Consider the following 19,413-nt stretch of genomic DNA (forward strand, 5'->3'; position numbering starts at 1 on the left):
AAAGGAGTAATTAATATGAACAATCTTAAAAAAGTAGGATTGACTGCATTAGGTACTGCTCTTGTAACTTCATCAGCTGTTGCTGGTTCTCTAGATGTTACAGGTACTGCTGGTATTACTTATGTAGGAAATTCTGGAGCTGATAACGCTGACAGTAAGTTATCACAAAAAACTACTATCTCATTCACAGGTTCTGCTGATTTAGATAATGGTTTCACAGTTAGTTATTATAACAACGTTTCAGGCGGTGCAATGACTGCAGCTAACAGCCACTTTGATGTAGACATGGGAGACATGGGTAAATTAAGGTTTGCTGGCAGAGGTGCATCTGGAAACGGTGCAGTAGGCGCATGGGATGATAAAACTCCAGCTGCTAACGAAGAGTCTTGGGATATCAAAGGCGGCGGCGGAGAAACTGGTCCAATTGCTCAACAAACTACTAACGACTCTTTAATCTACACTAACAGCTCTGCAATTGATGGTGTTACAGTAATGTTAAACTACAAACCAGGTGAGACAACGCATGATAGTACTACAGGTGCTGGTATTGCATTTACTGGTATGGAAGGTTTAAATGTTGGTGTTGCGGTAGAAGACAACAATACAACTGATGGTGCTGTAGTAGAAAATACTGTCGTATACGCAACTTACGCAATGGATGCATTTACAGTAGGTTTCCAAGCTAACGAAACTGATAGCCAAACAGCTAACGCAGACACAGAGTTTGAGGCTTGGGGTGTATCTTATGCAATAAGTGAAGATGTATCAATTTCATATGGTTCATCAACTGTAGAATATGAATCAGGTTCAGGAAATTCAGATCAAGAAGCAGATGCTTTAGGTGTGTCTTGGACTAACGGTTCAATGTCAGTAACAGCTTCACGTCATTCAATTGACAATGTTGCTGGTACAGCAACTGATGATAGAGATGCAACAGAAGTTAACTTAACTTTTGCATTCTAATTATTTTATATAATTATATTAAAGGCCCCTTTTTAAGGGGCCTTTTTTTTTGCTCTAAATTTAATTGAAATAACTAATTCCAGCGAAACCAGCACAATTAGTTAATCTAAGTATTTTAAGATTATGTCTATTAATACCCCCAAGAGCAATAATATTGATATCAGTTAATTTTCCTAAATTTATAAATTTATAAAGACCAAGGTAATTTTTATTTTTCTTAAATACCGACGAAATAAAAATTGGACTAACTTTTTGTTTTTCTTTCAACCGTATTTCTTTAATATTGTGAGCAGAGCCTAAAATCTTGAAATTTTTTTTTAATTTGTAATTTAAATGTCTTAAACTTTTGTTAAAAGCGGGGATGTAAGCCCCATCAAAACCTAGTTTAATAGCAAGTTGAATATTATTGGATAAATAAAGTTTTATCCCTTTTCTCTTGCAGAATGTCCTCATCTTCAAAAGTTCAGTAATTTTAGGCATTTTCTCGTAATTTCTATATATTACATCTGTATTTGAGTTTAAATTTTTAAGTTCTGTAGTATTAAAGTTTTTTATAAAGTAATATTTTTTTTTTAATCTATGCATCAATCAATAATAAATTTTACAAACATACAGAATTCAATAAAAGAAAATCAAGAGAAAACAAACAATAAAAATAATATTAAAATTATTGCTGTTTCAAAAACATTTGAAATTAGTCATATAAATCCCTTGGTCGAATACGGTCATACAGATTTTGGAGAAAACAAGGTTCAAGAAGCAATTGAAAAATGGTCTGACATAAAACTTAAAAATCAAAACTTATCACTTCATTTAGTTGGAAGACTGCAATCAAATAAGACAAAATTAGCTTTAAAAATTTTTGATTACATTCACTCACTTGATAATGAAAAACTTGCCAATAAAATTTCTGAGGAGCAAAAAAAAATAGATAAAAAACCTAAATTGTTTATTCAAGTAAATGTTGGAAACGAGGATCAAAAAAGTGGTGTAAATCCTAACAAGTTAAAATCATTCTACAAATATTGCATAAATAAAAATTTAGATGTCATTGGAACCATGTGTTTACCACCCATTTCAGAAGACCCTGAGAAATACTTTATGAGGATGAATTATTTAAATAAAGATTTAGGCTTAAATGAACTCAGCATGGGTATGTCGGCTGATTTTATTTCTGCAATCGATAACAATGCTACTTTTATCAGAGTAGGTTCTAAAATATTTGGTGAAAGAAAAAAGAAATTTTAAGTAATGAAAAATAATAACGATTTGCGAGAAAATTTAGATTTCGCAAATAAATTTTTTAGAAATAAAAATTTTGTTAAAGCAGAAAAATTATATAAAAAAATAATAAAGAAATTTCCTAATAACTTTGATGCTAATTATTTTATGGCCTCAATCAAAGCACAAAATAATAGTTTCAATGAAGCTAAAGATTACATGGAGAAAGCTAATTCCATAAATCCAAATCTTCCAGAGTTAAATAATAATCTAGGTTTAGTATATTTAAACTTAAATGAAATAGAAAAAGCTATAAAATATTTTAAAAAAGCAATTAGTCTAAATAAAAATTATCTACTCGCTTATACTAATCTTGGTATGGCTTATGTTAATCAAAAAAAAGTTTTGGAAGCAAAAGAAAATTATCTTAAAGCGCTTGAAATTGATCCGGATAATCTTCTCGCAAACTATAATTTTGCTAATCTATTGAAAAGATTAGGGGACCATGAAAATTCTGAAAATTTTTATAAAAAAGCAATAGAGATTGATCCAAATTATCTACCTTCTTATAATAATGTTATGGATTTGTATGATAAATCAAATCAAAATGAAAAACTTAAGGATCTAATAAATACTGCAGAAAAAATATTTTTAAATGATCAAGTAATCAAATCATTTAAAGCAAAGCTGTTTTATAAAAATAAAAGTTATAAAGAGGTAATAAGTCTATTAGAAAATACAGAATTTTTACCAGAGCAAATCGTTCAAAAACAGGCTAGCTATGAAGTCTTAGCTAAAAGCTACGATAAAGTGGGCGACTATGGCCGAGCTTTTAAACTTTTTCAGATGTTGAATGACATCATGGATCAAGGTAAAGACCAAACAGTCGACAAAAAAATACATATTAAAACTACAAAAGATAGACTAAATTTTTTTAGTAATCCAAAAATTTCCACTTGGGACCCTCCCAAAATCTTAGATGATAGGAGAGATCCATATTTTTTAATAGGTTTCCCGAGATCTGGTACAACTTTGTTAGATACAATTTTAAGAAGTCACCCGTCTATTGAGGTTTTAGAAGAAATACCAATAATAAATAGATTTATAGATCATCTTTATATAAATAAAGGTTACACCCTTGAAAATTTAGAAAATACCGATCCAAAATTAATAAAAGAAATGAGGGATTACTATTTTAATCAAATTGAAAGCTATAAGAAAAATAAAAATAAAAAAATCACTATAGATAAAATGCCACTTAATATTGTACATGTGGGTGAGATTTTAAGATTTTTTCCAAATGCTAAATTTATATTAGCTTTAAGACATCCATATGACTGTGTTTTGAGCTGTTTCATGCAAAATTTTATGCTCAATCATGCTATGGCTAACTTCCTAAATTTAGATGACACGTTAAAATTATATGATCTTACTATGTCATTGTGGAAAAAATATACCAATGTTTTTATAATTGATCATCATTTAATAAGATATGAAGATGTGGTCTCTAACTTTAAAAAAACAATTGGAGATCTTTTGAAATTTTTAAACGTTAAGTGGTCTGATAATGTAATAGAATTTTATAAAACTGCTGAAAAAAGAGGAATAATTAACACTCCAAGTTATAACCAAGTTAGCCAACCTATTTATTCTAATTCTATGTATAGATGGAAAAATTATGAAAAAGAGTTTGCAAAATCAAATATTTCGTTGGAAAATTGGATCAAGGAATTTAATTACTAAATAAATTTATTTTAATATTCTTATTTTTGTTTTTTTATTAACTAGCTTTATTAAAATTAAAAAATCTTTTTTTGATAAAGCAATACACCCTGCGGTAGGCTGATAATTTTTCGTTAAGTGAATAAAAATTGCACTCCCTTTTTTAGGTATAGCTTTATAATTATATTTAATTGGTAAAAGAAAGTCATACTTATAGTCTTTTCTAAATAATTTTTCATAGCCTATCTTTTTATTTATTTTGATTAATTTATTATATTTTTTGTGGTTAACATCATTACACCAGGCCATATTTTTATTGATTTTATGAGTCTTTAGGCTTGTAAATGGCTTTTTAAATCTGTCAGCTCTATAGTAGAGATCTCCCAAACCAAATATTCCAATTGGAGTTTTTTTATCACCCTCAATTTTTTTTTTTGAGAAATTATTTTTTCCAATACAACATCTAAACTTAAAATCTTTAAATAAAAGAGTATGTTTATTTTTGACAATAATTGTCATAGATTCACTATATACTATGACAAAAAAATTAATAATTTTTAGATACAGAGAACTATTTAATATACTTGAAGAAATTAAGGAAAATTTTGAATTTAAATTAGAATTTTATGAGAACGAGAGAGAATTAGAAAATTTGGAAAATGATAATTTGAGTGATTACTTAGTGATTACTAAAAAAAAATTATCAAATTTAAAAAAGCAGATTATAATTGATAAATCTCCAATTAATATTAATGATCTTATTCAAATTTTAAATATCAATTTTTTAAAGTCAAAATTTATAGAACAATCTAAAATTGATTTAGGAAGATATAATTTAGATCTTAATTCAAGGATATTAAATCAAAATGAAAAGGAACTTGAGCTAACAGAAAAAGAGAGCTCTATCTTAATTTTTTTAAAACAGTCTGAAGATCCAGTGAAAATTGATCAGCTTCAAGAAAAGGTTTGGGGATATAACTCTGAACTCGAAACCCATACAGTTGAAACTCACGTATATCGTCTTAGAAAGAAAATAAACGATAAATTCTACGATAATGAATTTATTATAAGTGATAAAAAGGGATATTTTTTAAATGAAAAAAAAAAATAGTGTGGCTAAAGAACTTTTTTCTAAAAAGTACAAGCCAAGGGTTGTTAAACCAAAAAAAGGTAAAGGCAGTTTTAAAAGAAAAAAATAATATTTAAAGTCTTGCACCTATTTGTTGAATAACTTTCGACGACATTTCTGTGCCTTTTTCTAAGCTATCTTTCAATGACATATTATTTACATGTCCATGCAAAAAACCTCCTGCGAAAAGATCTCCAGCACCAGTTAAATCAACAATTTTTAAACCTTCTTTTATACCACACTCAACAACTTCATCTCCATTAACCGCTACAGCACCCTTTTCGCCTCTTGTTACAACAACTGTTTTACTGAGTGATTTGGAAAATGTTATTACATCATCAAAATTTTTTGCATCGATAAGCGACATTATTTCTTGCTCATTGGCAAAGGTAATATCTAGTTTATTTTTAACCAATTCTAAAAAGTGTGGTTTGTGTCTATCAACACAAAACTGATCAGATAAAGACATTGCCACTTTGTTTGCACTTTGAATTGCTTTTTCAAATGCCTTTTTAGGATCCCCTTCATCCCAGAGATATCCCTCTAAAAGAATAATCTGAGTTTTTTTAACTGCCTCTGAACTTACATCATTCTCATTTATTTTCCCTGCTGTTCCTAAAAATGTGCACATTGTTCTTTCAGAGTCTGGTGTCACTAAAATTAAACACGTTCCTGTAGGCAGTGCCTCCTTTTTCTTGTCATAAAAATATTTAACGTTTTCTTGTTTTAAACCCTCTTCGTATTTTTCACCCAATTTATCATCACTTACTTTTCCAATAAATCCTACTTCATTCCCAAGTTGTGATAGACCAACAATAGAATTAGCAACAGAGCCGCCTGAGACAGTTTTTTCTATTTTAAGATTTTTTAATAAACTTTGAAATTCACTCTCATCAAAAATTAACTTCATTGTACTTTTTGTTAACCCATTTTTTGAAATAAAATCTTCATCAACTTTGCAAATTACATCTACAATTGCGTTTCCAATTCCTAATATTTTCATTTTTATGCTTTCTTTGTTTTAAGAGGTTTTTTTCTTTTAGGATAACAAGTGGTACAAATTTTACAAGCAATTCCATAACATTCTCTTGCTTTGCAGTACTCTCGTCCGTAATAAATTATTTGAAGGTGCAATTTATTCCAATATTTCTTTGGGAATAATCTTTTAAGGTCTTTTTCAGTTTGTACTACATTTTTTCCATTTGTAAGTCCCCATCTTTGAGCCAATCTATGAATATGAGTATCTATAGGAAAAGCAGGAAATCCAAATCCTTGTGACATGACTACACTTGCAGTTTTATGTCCAACACCAGGTAATTTTTCTAAATCTTCAAAGGTTTTTGGGACCTTTCCATTATAATTTTCTACTAACATTTTTGACAAAATATAAATACTTTTTGCTTTAACTCTAAAAATTCCAATTTTTTTTATAAGTTTTTCTATTTTTTTTCTACCAAGTTTAACAAAATGTTCTGGTCTATAATACTTTGGATAAATATTTTTAGTCACATTATTTACATTTTTGTCAGTACACTGAGCTGACAAAAGGACAGAGATTAAAAGTGTAAAAATATTTTTGTGTTTTAATGGAATTGGTGTTTTAGGATAAAATTTATTAAGTTCTTTTAAAACTATTTTAGCCCTTTGGACTTCATTCATTATTCAAAATTTAATACATCTCTCATTGAATAAAGACCTGGTTTTTTTGATTTTAGCCACTTTGCAGCTGTGATTGCTCCCTCTGAATAAAGAGCTCTATCAAAAGCTTCATGGTTTAGCGTGATTATCTCTTTACCACTAGAAAACTTAACTTCGTGTTCTCCGATAATTTCACCTTTCCTAATTGAATTAAAATTTATCTTTTTGCTGTATGGAAATATTTTCTTATTTAGAAATTTTTTCCCAAGTAATTTATAAAAATCTTTATTTTTACCAAAAGCTATACCTTTACCAAGCATTAAAGCAGTACCTGATGGAAAATCTTTTTTATGTTTGTGATGAACTTCAAAAACCTTACTTAAATATCTATCCCCAAGTGCTCTTGATGCTATTTCAGTTAAATACATCAAAAGATTTATTCCAAGACTCATATTACCTGCTTTTAAAATAGGAATTTTTTTTGAAATTTTTTTAATCTTATCCTCTTCAGTCTTAGTAAAACCAGTGGTTCCAATAACAACTCTTTTCTTTAATTTTGAAGCTATGTTTAAAATCTCAAAGGTGCATCTGGGCACTGTAAAATCTATTATTACGTCTGTTTTTTTAAACACATTGTCGTTGTTTAATTGTGGTTTAATTCCACCTATCTTTTTTTTTATTAATTTATTTTCAGTCAAACCAACAAGTTTTATAGCTCTATCAGTTTTTATGGATTTTACTAGTTGTTGGCCCATTCTCCCCATACACCCAGTTATTACTAAATTTATTTTTTTCATTTAAAAATTTAAAGTTAACTTAGATTAGCATTAACCTTTAGTTTTGCCAGAAACTTTTGGCTTTTTGAAAGAATTTTTTAATACTTGGGTTTGATTTCTCGTTTTCAATTTCTCTAAATTTTTCTAGTAGTTCTTTTTGCTCTTTATTTAATGAAACAGGTACTTCAGTATTTACTTGTACATAAAGATCACCATAATCCCCACCTCTCATGTAAGGCATCCCTTTTGCTCTTAATCTAAACTGTTTTCCACTCTGTGTTCCTGCTGGGATTTTAATTTTTGCTTTCCCTCCATCAATAGTTGGTATTTCAATAGAGGTACCTAAAGCTGCATCAGCGATAGAAATTGGACACTCGAAAAATAAATTTTCATCTGATCTCTTAAATAATTCATGAGAATGAACATTAATAAATAGATATAAGTCTCCATTACTTCCACCTCTAGATCCTGCTTCGCCTTTACCAGATAATCTAATTCTTGTACCATCATCAACACCTTTTGGAATTGTAACTGATAGTCTTTTTGATGCTTGTTTTTTTCCTTGTCCACCACAACTTCCACATGGATGAGTTATCATCTCACCAGAGCCAGAGCACTGTGGACAGGTTTGTTGCACAGTAAAAAATCCCTGACTAGATCTTACTTGTCCATGACCCCCACACATATTACACGCACCAGGGTTATGACCTGGTTTAGAGCCTGAACCACTACAAGTGTCACATTTTTCTGTTGTTGAAAACTTAATGTCTTGTTTTTTTCCAGAAAAAGCCTCTTCTAAAGTTACGGATAAATCATATCTTAAGTCAGAACCTCTGTTATTAGATCTTCTTGATCTTCTTCCACCTCCTCCAAAACCTTCACCAAAAAAGTCCTCAAAGATGTCTGAAAAAGAGCCAGAAAAGTCAAAGTTTCCAAAACCACCTCTGCCTCCACCGCCATTTTCAAAAGCCGCATGTCCGAAATTATCATAATTCTGCTTCCTCTCAGAATTCGATAAAACGTGGTAAGCCTCTGATGCCTCCTTAAACTTTTCCTCAGCTGCTTTATCGCCTTTATTTTTGTCTGGATGAAATTTGACTGCTAATTTTCTGTAAGCTGATTTAATTTGATCAGCTGAAGCACCTTTATTAACTCCCAAGACGTCATAATAATCTCTCTTTGCCATAACAGGTTATAGACAAATAGTTGTTAGTCTAGGCGCTTTTCTCTTTATTCTCGTCTTTTACTTCTTCAAAGTCAGCATCAACAACATTGTCGTCTTTTTTATTTTCTCCTTTAGAATCGTCTTTTGGAGCATCATCTGGTTTAGCACCTTGTTGTGATTTATAAATTGCTTCACCAAGCTTCATGGATGCTTGAACTAGGTCTTGAGTTTTCTTTTTTATTTCTTCTAAATCAGTTCCTTTAAGTGCATTTCTCAAATTTGCGGATGCATCTTCAATGGCCTTCTTATCTGCATCAGAAACCTTACTTCCGTGCTCTTTTAAATTTTTTTCAGTTGAATGTAATAAAGTATCAGCTTGGTTTCTTGCATCAACAGCTTCTCTTTTTTTCTTGTCAGCCTCCTTATTGCTCTCTGCGTCTTTTACCATTTGATTGATTTCTTCATCACTTAAACCACCAGATGCTTGAATTTGAATTTTTTGCTCTTTACCAGTTCCTTTATCTTTAGCCGAAACGTTAACGATACCATTTGCATCAATATCGAATGTTACTTCAATTTGAGGAACTCCTCTTGGTGCTGGCGCAATTCCAACCAACTCAAAATTTCCAAGAACTTTATTGTCTGTTGCCATCTCTCTTTCACCTTGCAAAACTCTTATTGATACAGCTGGCTGATTATCCTCTGCGGTCGAGAAAACTTGGCTTTTCTTTGTAGGAATAGTCGTATTCTTCTCAATCAATTTTGTTGATACACCACCTAATGTTTCAATTCCTAGTGATAACGGAGTTACATCTAACAATAATACATCCTTAACATCTCCTTGTAATACACCTGCTTGAATTGCAGCACCCATTGCAACAACTTCATCTGGGTTTACAGATTTATTTGGATCTTTACCGAAAAAGTTTTTTACTTCTTCAACTACTTTAGGCATTCTCGTCATACCACCAACTAAAACAATCTCATCTATTTCGCTTGCTGAAAGACCAGCGTCTTTTAATGCAGTTTGACAAGGTGGTATTGTTCTAGAAATTAAATCTTCAACAAGAGCCTCTAATTTTGCTCTAGTCATTTTTAAATTTATGTGTTTTGGACCTGTTTTGTCAGCTGTTATAAAAGGTAAATTTATTTCAGTTTGCGCAGCAGAAGATAATTCAATTTTTGCTTTTTCTGCAGCTTCTTTGAGTCTTTGTAGTGCTAGCTTATCTGATTTTAAATCAATACCATTTTCTTTTTTAAATTCTGAAAGAAGATACTCAACAATCGTATTATCAAAATCTTCACCACCTAAGAATGTGTCTCCATTAGTAGATTTTACTTCAAAGACGCCATCACCTAATTCAAGAATTGAAACGTCAAAAGTTCCACCACCTAAATCGTAGACTGCAATTTTTTTATTTGTTTTTTTATCTAATCCATATGCAAGTGATGCTGCAGTTGGTTCATTAATAATTCTTAAGACTTCAAGACCAGCAATTTTACCTGCATCCTTTGTGGCTTGTCTTTGTGCATCATTAAAATATGCTGGAACAGTTATTACTGCTTGTTTTACTTCTTGTCCTAAATATTTTTCTGCTGTTTCCTTCATCTTTTGAAGTGTGAATGCAGATATTTGAGATGGTGAATACTTTGTTCCTTTTGCTTCAATCCAAGCATCACCTTTGTCTGAATTAACTATTTTAAATGGAGCCGTCTCAACATCTTTTTTAACAGTTGGATCTTCAAAATTTCTACCAATTAATCTTTTAACAGCAAATATAGTATTTTCAGGATTTGTTACCGCTTGTCTTTTTGCTGGCTGTCCAACTAATTTTTCGTCTCCATCAGTAAAAGCAACAACAGATGGAGTAGTTCTCGCACCCTCTGCATTTTCTAAAACTTTTGCCTGTGTACCTTCCATTACGGCTACACAAGAATTAGTTGTTCCTAAATCAATCCCAATTACTTTGCTCATATTAAATTCCTTTGCTTCATATAAGTGTTAATTTTACAACTACAAGCACCCATCAAGATTAATTTTTATCCATTTCTGATTGATTTTCTTGAGTTTTTTGCTCATCTTTTGATTGCTCTTCTGTCTTTCTTTTTGCTACCCCAACTAATGCCGGTCTTAATAATCGATCTTTCATCATAAATCCTTTTTGAATTTCCTGAACTATTGTTCCTGGTTCTTTGGTCTCATCTTCAATTTCCATCATTGCTTGATGAAGATTTGGGTCTAGCTTTTCATTTATAGACTTAATTGGTTCTATATTATTTTTCTTAAATATTGATAGCAAATCTTTATTAATAATTTCAAAATGTTCTAGAACTTTTTTTAAAGTGTCAGTATTTTTAATAGTCTCATCATTTTCTAATGAAATCTTTGATCTTTCAAGATTATCTAAAAGATTTAGCGCTTCTCTAGCAAAAGAAAAACCACCGTATTCAAAAGCATCTTCTTTTTCTTTTTCATACCTTCTTCTTTGGTTTTCCATCTCAGCAAAAGTTCTTGCAAGTTTATCTTTAATATTGAGCAATTCTTCCTCAGGAGTTAATTTTTCCTCAGTTTTTTCCTCCACATCTTTAATATCCTCAGTCTTTTCTGATTTTAATTCTTCAATCTCTTTTTGATTTTCTTTGGTATTTTTTTCTATTGATTCTTCTTTTTCCATTAATACGTATATGGTAAGTAAAATTAGTTTTTCTAGATGCCTAAAAAAAAAATCGAAAAAATTGTTATAGGTTCTAATAATAAGGGAAAAATCAAAGAAATTAGAGATTTGATCCCAAAAAAGTATAGAATTTTCACCCCTAGTCAATTTAAATTAAAGAGTCCTGTCGAAAATGGAAAGTCGTTTAAAGAAAATTCTCTAATTAAAGCAAAAAAATTTTCACTAAAAACTAATATGGTTTGCATAGCTGATGACTCTGGTCTTGAAATTGACTTATTAAACAAAAAACCAGGAATTTATTCAGCAAGATGGGGAGGTCCAAAAGGAGATTTTAATTTAGCAATAAAAAAAGTTTTTAAAGCTTTAGATAAAAAGAAAAAAAATTGGAAAGAAAAAAAAATCTCAGCAAGGTTTATTTGTGCATTGACAATTTTTGGTCTTAAAAAGAAACCTATATTTTCAGTTGGTAAAATCGAGGGATATATATCTAATGAACAGAGGGGTTTAAAAGGTTTTGGTTATGATCCAATATTTATACCTAAAGGTAAAAGAAAAACTTTTGGTGAGATGGATCCTAAAAAAAAATATAAAATTGACCACAGATACAAAGCTTTTAAAAAAATTAGAAAATTTTTATAAATTTTTCATCATTGATACTGTAAAAATTTAATTGGTGTGTAATTGTGTTCTTATCAATCTCAAAAATACCTATTTTTCCTTTGAATTTATTTTTTTCATAAAATATTTTTTTATCTTGATCAAAATTGTTACTGTAAATTAAAAAGTAAACTAAACCGACAAGGTCATAACTTAAAAAGGAAAGTTGATTAGCTTTTTTTTTGTATGCGTTATTATACTCAACCTTAAATAATTCAAAATTTTCTTTATTAATTGATGGAAAATAAATTGGTTGCAGTGAATTTTCTTTTAAAAGTGAATTATCAAACCACTGATTTAAAGTAATGTAAGAAATTCTTTTTGAAGAAACATCTGTGTATAAAAGAGATGTAGCTACACTCTTCAAACTTTCGCCAAAGTCAGCAATAATGACTGAGTCAAAGTTTATACCACCTAAAGTATCTTTTTTATTTAGTTCCTCTAATTTTTTTTCTTTATTTATTAATGATGAGTTTTCTATCCTTTCAATTTCATTAATTAAATTCTGTTTTCTCTCAGGGTATCTTGTAACTTTTTCGATTTGTGAAGTAAGCAATGTTGGGTCCATATCATAAAAATATTTATCTTTTAATTTTAATTTTGTTTTTTTGATAGCCTGTTCAACTTCTTTTCTATAGTCACTCTTAGGGATTAAAAAAATAGTCCTTTGGATCTCATTTAAATTCCTAAATTTATCAATTGTTTGAAGTTGAGAAATTGCATTAACGCCTGCACTTATTACATTTGGAGGGTTTCCGTAAATTTTATTTGTTAATGATATGAAGGTTACATCATTTAATTCATCAAGATATTTTGTACTTTCGTTAAAAACTGGACCTATAATAATTTTAATACCTTGATCATATAGGGCTTTTGATACTTTTAATGCATCAATTGGATTGGCTTTTGTATCTTCTGGCACAATTTCAAATTTTTCATCATTAATTTTATTTAGCGCAAGTCTTGTTGATTTAATAATGGAGTCTCCAATAGTCGAATATTCACCACTTAATGGCACCACAAGACCAATTCTAATTTTGTCTTCTGCAAATATTTTGCTTCCAGGCAATAAGCATACAAAAATTAATATTAATATTTTTTTAAATAAAGATTTCATTTAATTATTAATAATATAATTTTAAATTATGCATCATGATAAAATCTTAGATAATCTTAAACCTGGGCTATATTGTGTTGCAACACCTATCGGAAATCTTGGGGATATTACTCTAAGAGCTATAGAAGTACTTAAAAAATGCGATCTAATTTTGTGTGAAGACACAAGAGTTTCAAAAAAATTGTTAAATCATTTTAACATAAAAAAACTTCTTATTTCTTACCATAAATTCAATGAGAGAGAAAAAATTAAAGAAATAATAGAAAAGCTTAAACAAGACAAGATTATCTGTTTGATATCTGACGCAGGGACACCAGCTATATCAGACCCAGGTCAATTACTTATTAAAGAATGTATAAAGTATTCAATCGATATCTTTCCAATACCTGGGGCATCATCTGTTAGTGCAGGTATTTCTATAAGTGGTTTTTCAGATAGATACTTATTTCTTGGTTTTTTGCCTGAAAAAAGAAAAGACCTTACTTTAAATCTTGAAAAAGCATCAAGTTTTGGATGTACAGTTGTATTTTTTATATCACCAAATAAACTTTACAAAATTATTAATGATTTAAAACTTCATTTTCCAAAAAGAGATATATTAATTTGTAGAGAAATTACCAAGTTTCATGAGGAGTATATAAGAATTAGTTCAGATAAATTAGATAGTTTGAGGATATCGAAAAAAGGAGAAGTAACAGTAATAATTTCTGAGAATAAAAATATTCAAAAAAAGTTAATTGAATTAGAAGAATCAGATAAAAAAGAGATTAAAAAATTATTAAAAACTAAAACAATTAAAAATGTAGTGAAATTAATTTGTAGTAAAAAAAACTTTCAAAAAAAAGTTATATACAATTACTGCTTAGAAATTAAAAATGATAAAGAATAAACTTTACTTTTTAATACTATTTATAATTTTAAACGGATGTGTGGGCGCATCCTCAACAGGTGTTCTCGGTACCGGAGTATCAATTGCAACAGATCCAAGAACTATAGGAACCCAGATAGATGATAATATAATGCAAAAAAATCTGAGTGCTAAAATTATAAATATGGATGGAAAGTACTTTTTATCTGTTAAGCCAAAAGTTATAGATGGAAGAATATTCATAACTGGCAAAGTCGAAACAATTGAAGAAAAATTAAAAATAACAAAATTAGCTTGGGAAATAAAAGGTGCAAGATCGGTTAAAAACGATCTTAAGATAAAAGAAAAGTTTAATTTTCAACAGTCTGCAAAAGATCTTTTGATTACTTCACAATTACGTACAGCTATGATTGCTAGTAAAAAAATTAAGTCTGCTAATTACAATATAGATACTCATAAAAAAAAAATTTATATATATGGTATTGCTGAAAACGAGGAAGAGAGAGCAGAAGTTATCAATGAAGCAAAACAAATTCTTGATGTCGAAGATGTAATTTCAAGTATATTACTTGTAGAAGATCTTAGAATAGTTAAAAATTAATTTGGTTTTTTATAATTAATTACCCCTGCAGAATATGCTGCAACAGAGGCTAAATTTAATATATCAGAAGTAGAGGATCTTAGTGGAGCAATTTCAATTGGTTGCCCCAAACCAATTAATAAAGGACCAATCACCTTAGCACCACCCAAAGACTTCATCATTTTATGAGAAATGGTTGCACTATGTTGTCCTGGCATAATTAATATATTCGCTTTACCAACAATTTCTGAAAAAGGATAAAGATCTGCATACTCATTATTTAATGCCACATCTGGTTGCATGTCTCCATCAAATTTAAAATCAACTTCTTTATTTTTTAAAATTTCAACAGCATCCCTTATGTGTTTTGTTCTGCTAGTTAATGGTTGTCCAAAAGTTGAATGAGAAAGGAAGGCAACTTTAGGATCGAAACCAAAAAGTCTTACTACCCTTGCAGCTGAAATCGCTATTTCTGCTAATTGTTCAGATGTTGGATATTCATGTACGCTAGTATCTCCAATAAACACAGTTTTCCCTTTATTAACAACCATATTTAACCCAAACATTATTTCACCAGGCCTTGGTTCAACAACTTTTTTAATCTTTTGAAGAGATTGGGCATATCTTCTTGTATTTCCAGTTACCATTGCATCTGCATCACCACACGCCACCATACAAGAACCCCATATTACTCTATCATTTCTTACCATTCGATCACAATCTCTCTCTAATAAGCCTTCTTCTCTTTGCAGTTTTTTAAACAAAAAGTTTACATATTTTTCTCTTTTGTCTTTTTTAGTTGAATTCACAATTTCAATATCAAAATTTTCGCCATATCCAATTTCTTTTAACCTCTCTTTGACAACTTTTTCTTTCGCAACTATGATTGGTGTTCCTAGATTACTATTTTTAAAAGCAATTGCAGCTTTAAGTGTATTTTCGTCTTCTCCATCTGCAAATACAACTCTTTTTTTATTTTTTTTAATTTTCGAGTTAATTCCTTGCATAATAGTTACAGATGGATCCAATCTTTGTTTAAGTTGCTCGGAATATATGTCAAAATTTTCAATATTCTTTCTTGCAACTCCACTTGACATCGCGGCCCTTGCTACTGCAACTGGAATAACACTAATTAAACGTGGATCAAATGTAGAGGGAATAATGTATTCTTTTCCATAAGAAGGTGTTTCACCTCCCATTGCAGCAGCCACTTCTTCAGGCACAATTTCTCTTGCAAGTTTTGCAATTGCGTCTGCTGCAGCAGTTTTCATTTCCTCGTTAATTGTCTTCGCTCTTACATCTAACGCTCCCCTAAATATATATGGGAAACCAATTAAGTTATTTACTTGGTTAGGATAATCTGATCTACCTGTCGCAATTATTGCATCTTTTCTAACTTCCTCAACTTGTTCTGGAGTAATTTCTGGATCTGGGTTTGCACAAGCAAAAATTATAGGATTTTTTGCCATTTTTCTGACCATCTCTTTTTTAAGAGCGCCTGCTGCAGATAATCCTAAAAAAACATCTGCACTATCAATTGCGTCGGACAATGTCCTATTTTTCGTTTCAACTGCATGAGCTGATTTCCATTGATTTAAGTTATCTCTTCCCCTGTAAATCACTCCTTTTCTGTCTAACATAGTAATATTTTTTTGAGGAACACCTGAGCTTTTAAACAAATTAGCACAAGCCATAGCTGCAGCACCTGCACCATTGATTACAATTTTAACTTTTTTTAAATCCTTTTTTGCAATGTCTACTGCATTTATTAGTGCTGCAGTTGTAATAATTGCAGTGCCGTGTTGATCATCATGAAAAACAGGAATATCTAAATTTTCTTTTAGTTTTTCTTCTATGACGAAACAGTCTGGAGCAGCGATATCTTCTAAGTTAATACCTCCAAAACTTTTTGAAAAATTCTTAATTGAATTTATAATCTCGTTAGTATCGTTTGAGTCTATTTCTAAATCTATAGAATCAATATCTGCAAATCTTTTAAATAAAACTGCTTTTCCCTCCATAACTGGTTTAGAAGCAACAGCTCCTAAATTACCAAGACCAAGAATTGCAGATCCATTGCTAATTACAGCTACCAAATTACCTTTAGTAGTATACTCATAAGCAAGATCAGGATTTTCTGCGATAGCTTTGACTGGAGCAGCAACACCTGGAGAATAAGCGAGGGCTAAATCTCTTTTAGTAGTCATCGGCTTCGATGAATTTATTTCGATTTTTCCTGATTTTTCATTGGTATGAAAATCAAGAGCTTCTTTATCAGAATAATGTTCTATTTTAACTTTCTTCATTCTGGATATTTAAATATACAATTAGATCTAAATTAAGACTAATATGATTTATGAACATAATTAAGTCAACTGGCACATTTAGTTTTTTTGTTTTGATAAGTAGAGTGCTTGGTTATGTCAGAGATTTTTTTATCGCTCTTTATTTAGGTTCTGGGCCATTAGCTGATGCTTTTTTTGTAGCATTTAGGATTCCAAACACTTTTAGAAGGTTATTTTCTGAAGGAACATTCAACGCAGCTTTTGTTCCATCTTATACTAGCGAACTTATCAAAGGAAAAGATAAAGCCAAAGAGTTTGCTAATTCAGTTTTTAATTTATTAGTTTTCTTTCTTTTAGTTACTACCATTTTAATTGAAATTTTCATGCCAGGATTTGTAAAAATTATCGCTCCTGGTTTTAGTGATGACAAAGAAAAAATGCAATTAGCTATAAATTTAACAAGACTTACTTTTCCTTTTTTACTTTTTATTTGCCTTGCTTCTTTTTTATCAGCAATTCTAAACTCTCATAACAAATTTGCAGCCGCAGCAGCTGCACCAATAATTTTAAATATATTATTAATTCTGTGTTTAATCTTTGCAAATAAGTTTGGAGATACATTAGTTTATTATCTATCATACACAGTATCTATAGCTGGACTAGTACAGTTTATATTTCTTATTTTTTTTGTAAGAAAATTTTATCTACCTAATTTTAATTTAAAAATTAAAATGAATGATAATATAAAATTATTCTTCAAAAAGCTTCTACCAAGTATTTTTGCTTCAGGTGTAACTCAAATAAATATATTAGTTGGTACTATTATTGCTTCATTTCAAGCAAGTGCAGTATCTTACTTATATTATGCAGATAGAATTTATCAGATTAATCTTGCAATAGCAGGAATAGCAATAGGTACGGTCATACTTCCAAATCTAAGCAAATATGTTCAAACAGAAGATAAATTAAAAATTTCAGAAATACAAAATAAAGCTTTAGAATTAAGTTTATTTCTGAGTTTGCCAGCTTCATTTGCATTGATTGTTGCGTCAGAGGAAATAACTTCCTCATTATTTGGATACGGATCATTTGATATTGAAAGTGTAAAAAATTCAGCTAGAGCGTTATTTTATTTTTCTTTTGGCTTACCTGCATTTTCATTAATAAAGATATTTTCCAGTTTTTTGTTTGCTAGAAATGATACCAATACTCCATTTAAAATTTCTTTGTTATCAGTAACAGTTAATATTTTTATTAGTGTTATTTTCTTTAACGAAATTGGGTTTATAATTATTCCAATTGCAACAACAATATCTTCTTGGTTAAATGGTATAATTTTGATGATTATAGTCATCAACAAAGGTTATTTTAAATTTTCAAGTAATTTCCATTTTTCAATGCTGAAAATACTTTTTTCTAATTTTATTACTTTGAGTATATTTATATATTTAATTAAGTTCTTTTCCGAATATTTGACTTATGAGAATAATTATAAATTTTTATGCATTATTATTTTAGTAATCATAACGTTTGTAATATATATTTTAATATCTATTGTCACTAAAGCTTTCAAATTATCAGATATTAAAATAAAATATTAACTTTATGGCTAAAAAAATTTTTTCAGGAGTTCAACCAACAGGAAATCTACATTTAGGAAATTATTTAGGTGCAATAAAAAATTTTGTAGAACTGCAGAATGAAAAAGATAATAATTGCATATATTGTGTTGTTGACTTGCATGCAATTACTTTGAAACAGGATCCAAAAGAACTAAAAAATAATATTAGAGAAACTGCTGCAACATTCCTTGCAAGTGGACTTAACCCAAACAAAAGCATTTTGTTTAATCAATCTTTAGTTCCCGCGCACTCAGAGGGTTCTTGGATATTGAGTTGTATTGGTAGAATGGGTTGGCTTAACAGGATGACACAATTTAAGGAAAAAGCAGGTAAAGATAAGGAGAAAGCTAGCGTAGGCCTTTACATTTATCCTATTCTTATGGCTGCAGATATTATGTTATATGATGCAACACATGTACCAGTTGGTGATGATCAGAAGCAACATTTAGAACTTTGTCGCGACATTGCCCAAAAATTCAATAACGATTATAATGTTGAGGATTTCCTAGTTCCTCCGGAACCATTAATACAAAAACAATTTTCCAGAATTATGAGCCTAAAGGATGGTTCAAAAAAAATGAGTAAATCAGATGTGTCAGATTTAAGCAGAATAAACTTAAAAGACAGTAAAGATTTAATAATTAATAAAATTAAAAAAGCAAAAACAGATCCACATCCTATTCCTAATATTGTTGAAGAATTAGAGAACAGACCTGAGGCAGAAAATTTACTTGGAATATATTCAAGTTTAAAAAATCAAAATATTAACACCACTTTGAAAGAGTTTGGTGGTAAAAATTTCTCTGAGTTAAAAACAAATCTTTCCGAACAATTAATTGATAAAATTTCTCCAATGGCAAAAGAAATAAATAAATTATTAAATGATCCTGCTTATCTTGACAAAATTTTATTAGATGGAGCAGAAAAAGCAAATGATATAGCTGAAAATAAAGTTAAGGAAATGAAGAAAATAATCGGTTTTTAACTATTTAAAA

Annotated in this window: 20 protein-coding genes; 10 read left to right on the plus strand and 10 right to left on the minus strand. The window is 29.7% G+C overall.

From position 1 onward, the window contains the following. The first annotated feature begins 15 nt into the window (after positions 1-15). Positions 16-963: a porin gene (locus B8063_RS03335; protein ID WP_085069502.1), complete on the plus strand. Its 948-nt coding sequence runs from the start codon at positions 16-18 to the stop codon at positions 961-963. Between the two features lie 60 nt (positions 964-1,023). Here B8063_RS03335 and B8063_RS03340 read toward each other — a convergent pair whose 3' ends face one another. After that, positions 1,024-1,548 carry a thiamine phosphate synthase gene (locus B8063_RS03340; protein WP_085069504.1) on the minus strand — a complete coding sequence of 175 codons (525 nt, stop codon included), beginning with the start codon at positions 1,546-1,548 and terminating at the stop codon, positions 1,024-1,026. On the opposite strand from B8063_RS03340, the gene B8063_RS03345 reads away from it, so the two are divergent. Then, entirely contained in the window at positions 1,543-2,211 is a 669-nt protein-coding gene (locus B8063_RS03345) for a YggS family pyridoxal phosphate-dependent enzyme (protein WP_085069506.1), read from the plus strand. The two genes, B8063_RS03340 and B8063_RS03345, sit on opposite strands and share 6 nt — an antisense overlap. Positions 2,212-2,214: 3 nt before the next feature. Then, positions 2,215-3,927: a tetratricopeptide repeat-containing sulfotransferase family protein gene (locus B8063_RS03350; RefSeq protein WP_085069508.1), complete on the plus strand. Its 1,713-nt coding sequence runs from the start codon at positions 2,215-2,217 to the stop codon at positions 3,925-3,927. 6 nt (positions 3,928-3,933) lie between these two features. Here B8063_RS03350 and B8063_RS03355 read toward each other — a convergent pair whose 3' ends face one another. Continuing rightward, a complete protein-coding gene (locus B8063_RS03355; RefSeq protein ID WP_085069510.1) occupies positions 3,934-4,425 on the minus strand; it encodes a L,D-transpeptidase family protein in 492 nt (163 codons plus the stop codon). Between the two features lie 16 nt (positions 4,426-4,441). Here B8063_RS03355 and B8063_RS03360 point away from each other — a divergent pair, with 16 nt between their 5' ends. Both B8063_RS03360 and arfA read left to right on the plus strand, forming a co-directional pair. Further along, on the plus strand, positions 4,442-5,017 hold the full coding sequence (locus tag B8063_RS03360) for a winged helix-turn-helix domain-containing protein (RefSeq protein ID WP_085069512.1): 576 nt from the start codon (positions 4,442-4,444) through the stop codon (positions 5,015-5,017). Next, a complete protein-coding gene (gene arfA, locus B8063_RS07155) occupies positions 5,001-5,105 on the plus strand; it encodes an alternative ribosome rescue factor ArfA (RefSeq protein ID WP_143323111.1) in 105 nt (34 codons plus the stop codon). Before B8063_RS03360 ends, arfA begins: the two co-directional genes overlap by 17 nt. A 3-nt stretch (positions 5,106-5,108) precedes the next feature. Here arfA and B8063_RS03365 read toward each other — a convergent pair whose 3' ends face one another. Genes B8063_RS03365 through B8063_RS03390 form a run of 6 tightly spaced genes read right to left on the minus strand, consistent with a single transcriptional unit; the run spans position 5,109 to position 11,289 of the window. Next, positions 5,109-6,038: an adenosine kinase gene (locus B8063_RS03365; RefSeq protein ID WP_085069514.1), complete on the minus strand. Its 930-nt coding sequence runs from the start codon at positions 6,036-6,038 to the stop codon at positions 5,109-5,111. Positions 6,039-6,040: 2 nt separating this feature from the next. Further along, entirely contained in the window at positions 6,041-6,694 is a 654-nt protein-coding gene (gene nth, locus B8063_RS03370; protein ID WP_085069516.1) for an endonuclease III, read from the minus strand. Continuing rightward, on the minus strand, positions 6,694-7,470 hold the full coding sequence (gene dapB, locus B8063_RS03375) for a 4-hydroxy-tetrahydrodipicolinate reductase (RefSeq protein WP_085069518.1): 777 nt from the start codon (positions 7,468-7,470) through the stop codon (positions 6,694-6,696). Before dapB ends, nth begins: the two co-directional genes overlap by 1 nt. Positions 7,471-7,507: 37 nt before the next feature. After that, a complete protein-coding gene (dnaJ, locus tag B8063_RS03380; RefSeq protein WP_085069520.1) occupies positions 7,508-8,635 on the minus strand; it encodes a molecular chaperone DnaJ in 1,128 nt (375 codons plus the stop codon). A 28-nt stretch (positions 8,636-8,663) separates the two neighbouring features. Next, positions 8,664-10,589 (minus strand): molecular chaperone DnaK, encoded by a 1,926-nt coding sequence (dnaK, locus tag B8063_RS03385; RefSeq protein ID WP_085069522.1) that lies wholly within the window; start codon positions 10,587-10,589, stop codon positions 8,664-8,666. A gap of 58 nt (positions 10,590-10,647) precedes the next feature. Beyond that, entirely contained in the window at positions 10,648-11,289 is a 642-nt protein-coding gene (locus tag B8063_RS03390; RefSeq protein WP_085069524.1) for a nucleotide exchange factor GrpE, read from the minus strand. Positions 11,290-11,325: 36 nt separating this feature from the next. Here B8063_RS03390 and rdgB point away from each other — a divergent pair, with 36 nt between their 5' ends. Continuing rightward, complete coding sequence (rdgB, locus tag B8063_RS03395; protein WP_085069526.1) at positions 11,326-11,928, plus strand: RdgB/HAM1 family non-canonical purine NTP pyrophosphatase; 603 nt, start codon at positions 11,326-11,328, stop codon at positions 11,926-11,928. Here rdgB and B8063_RS03400 read toward each other — a convergent pair. Next, complete coding sequence (locus tag B8063_RS03400) at positions 11,912-13,063, minus strand: ABC transporter substrate-binding protein (protein WP_085069528.1); 1,152 nt, start codon at positions 13,061-13,063, stop codon at positions 11,912-11,914. The two genes, rdgB and B8063_RS03400, sit on opposite strands and share 17 nt — an antisense overlap. A gap of 28 nt (positions 13,064-13,091) precedes the next feature. On the opposite strand from B8063_RS03400, the gene rsmI reads away from it, so the two are divergent. Next, positions 13,092-13,952 (plus strand): 16S rRNA (cytidine(1402)-2'-O)-methyltransferase, encoded by an 861-nt coding sequence (gene rsmI / locus B8063_RS03405; RefSeq protein WP_085069530.1) that lies wholly within the window; start codon positions 13,092-13,094, stop codon positions 13,950-13,952. Beyond that, positions 13,939-14,532, plus strand: a complete 594-nt coding sequence (locus B8063_RS03410) for a BON domain-containing protein (RefSeq protein ID WP_232311418.1) — start codon at positions 13,939-13,941, stop codon at positions 14,530-14,532. The genes rsmI and B8063_RS03410 overlap by 14 nt, the downstream gene beginning before the upstream one ends. Here the strand turns inward: B8063_RS03410 and B8063_RS03415 are convergent. Then, positions 14,529-16,817, minus strand: coding sequence for an NADP-dependent malic enzyme (locus B8063_RS03415; protein ID WP_085069532.1), 2,289 nt, complete (start codon positions 16,815-16,817; stop codon positions 14,529-14,531). The two genes, B8063_RS03410 and B8063_RS03415, sit on opposite strands and share 4 nt — an antisense overlap. 50 nt (positions 16,818-16,867) lie before the next feature. Here B8063_RS03415 and murJ point away from each other — a divergent pair, with 50 nt between their 5' ends. Next, complete coding sequence (gene murJ / locus B8063_RS03420; RefSeq protein ID WP_085069534.1) at positions 16,868-18,397, plus strand: murein biosynthesis integral membrane protein MurJ; 1,530 nt, start codon at positions 16,868-16,870, stop codon at positions 18,395-18,397. A gap of 4 nt (positions 18,398-18,401) precedes the next feature. Beyond that, positions 18,402-19,403, plus strand: a complete 1,002-nt coding sequence (gene trpS, locus B8063_RS03425; RefSeq protein ID WP_085069536.1) for a tryptophan--tRNA ligase — start codon at positions 18,402-18,404, stop codon at positions 19,401-19,403. The last annotated feature ends 10 nt before the right edge of the window (positions 19,404-19,413 follow it).

The sequence above is a fragment of the Candidatus Pelagibacter sp. RS40 genome, from assembly GCF_002101295.1.
Classification (GTDB): Bacteria; Pseudomonadota; Alphaproteobacteria; order Pelagibacterales; family Pelagibacteraceae; genus Pelagibacter.

What these genes read in the sequence shown, in the direction of transcription:
- B8063_RS03335 (WP_085069502.1), top strand. Translation starts at nt 16, where the DNA reads ATGAACAATCTTAAAAAAGTAGGATTGACTGCATTAGGTACTGCTCTT.
- B8063_RS03345 (WP_085069506.1), top strand. Translation starts at nt 1,543, where the DNA reads ATGCATCAATCAATAATAAATTTTACAAACATACAGAATTCAATAAAA.
- B8063_RS03340 (WP_085069504.1), bottom strand. Translation starts at nt 1,548, where the DNA reads ATGCATAGATTAAAAAAAAAATATTACTTTATAAAAAACTTTAATACT.
- B8063_RS03350 (WP_085069508.1), top strand. Translation starts at nt 2,215, where the DNA reads ATGAAAAATAATAACGATTTGCGAGAAAATTTAGATTTCGCAAATAAA.
- B8063_RS03355 (WP_085069510.1), bottom strand. Translation starts at nt 4,425, where the DNA reads ATGACAATTATTGTCAAAAATAAACATACTCTTTTATTTAAAGATTTT.
- B8063_RS03360 (WP_085069512.1), top strand. Translation starts at nt 4,442, where the DNA reads ATGACAAAAAAATTAATAATTTTTAGATACAGAGAACTATTTAATATA.
- arfA (WP_143323111.1), top strand. Translation starts at nt 5,001, where the DNA reads ATGAAAAAAAAAAATAGTGTGGCTAAAGAACTTTTTTCTAAAAAGTAC.
- B8063_RS03365 (WP_085069514.1), bottom strand. Translation starts at nt 6,038, where the DNA reads ATGAAAATATTAGGAATTGGAAACGCAATTGTAGATGTAATTTGCAAA.
- nth (WP_085069516.1), bottom strand. Translation starts at nt 6,694, where the DNA reads ATGAATGAAGTCCAAAGGGCTAAAATAGTTTTAAAAGAACTTAATAAA.
- dapB (WP_085069518.1), bottom strand. Translation starts at nt 7,470, where the DNA reads ATGAAAAAAATAAATTTAGTAATAACTGGGTGTATGGGGAGAATGGGC.
- dnaJ (WP_085069520.1), bottom strand. Translation starts at nt 8,635, where the DNA reads ATGGCAAAGAGAGATTATTATGACGTCTTGGGAGTTAATAAAGGTGCT.
- dnaK (WP_085069522.1), bottom strand. Translation starts at nt 10,589, where the DNA reads ATGAGCAAAGTAATTGGGATTGATTTAGGAACAACTAATTCTTGTGTA.
- B8063_RS03390 (WP_085069524.1), bottom strand. Translation starts at nt 11,289, where the DNA reads ATGGAAAAAGAAGAATCAATAGAAAAAAATACCAAAGAAAATCAAAAA.
- rdgB (WP_085069526.1), top strand. Translation starts at nt 11,326, where the DNA reads ATGCCTAAAAAAAAAATCGAAAAAATTGTTATAGGTTCTAATAATAAG.
- B8063_RS03400 (WP_085069528.1), bottom strand. Translation starts at nt 13,063, where the DNA reads ATGAAATCTTTATTTAAAAAAATATTAATATTAATTTTTGTATGCTTA.
- rsmI (WP_085069530.1), top strand. Translation starts at nt 13,092, where the DNA reads ATGCATCATGATAAAATCTTAGATAATCTTAAACCTGGGCTATATTGT.
- B8063_RS03410 (WP_232311418.1), top strand. Translation starts at nt 13,939, where the DNA reads ATGATAAAGAATAAACTTTACTTTTTAATACTATTTATAATTTTAAAC.
- B8063_RS03415 (WP_085069532.1), bottom strand. Translation starts at nt 16,817, where the DNA reads ATGAAGAAAGTTAAAATAGAACATTATTCTGATAAAGAAGCTCTTGAT.
- murJ (WP_085069534.1), top strand. Translation starts at nt 16,868, where the DNA reads ATGAACATAATTAAGTCAACTGGCACATTTAGTTTTTTTGTTTTGATA.
- trpS (WP_085069536.1), top strand. Translation starts at nt 18,402, where the DNA reads ATGGCTAAAAAAATTTTTTCAGGAGTTCAACCAACAGGAAATCTACAT.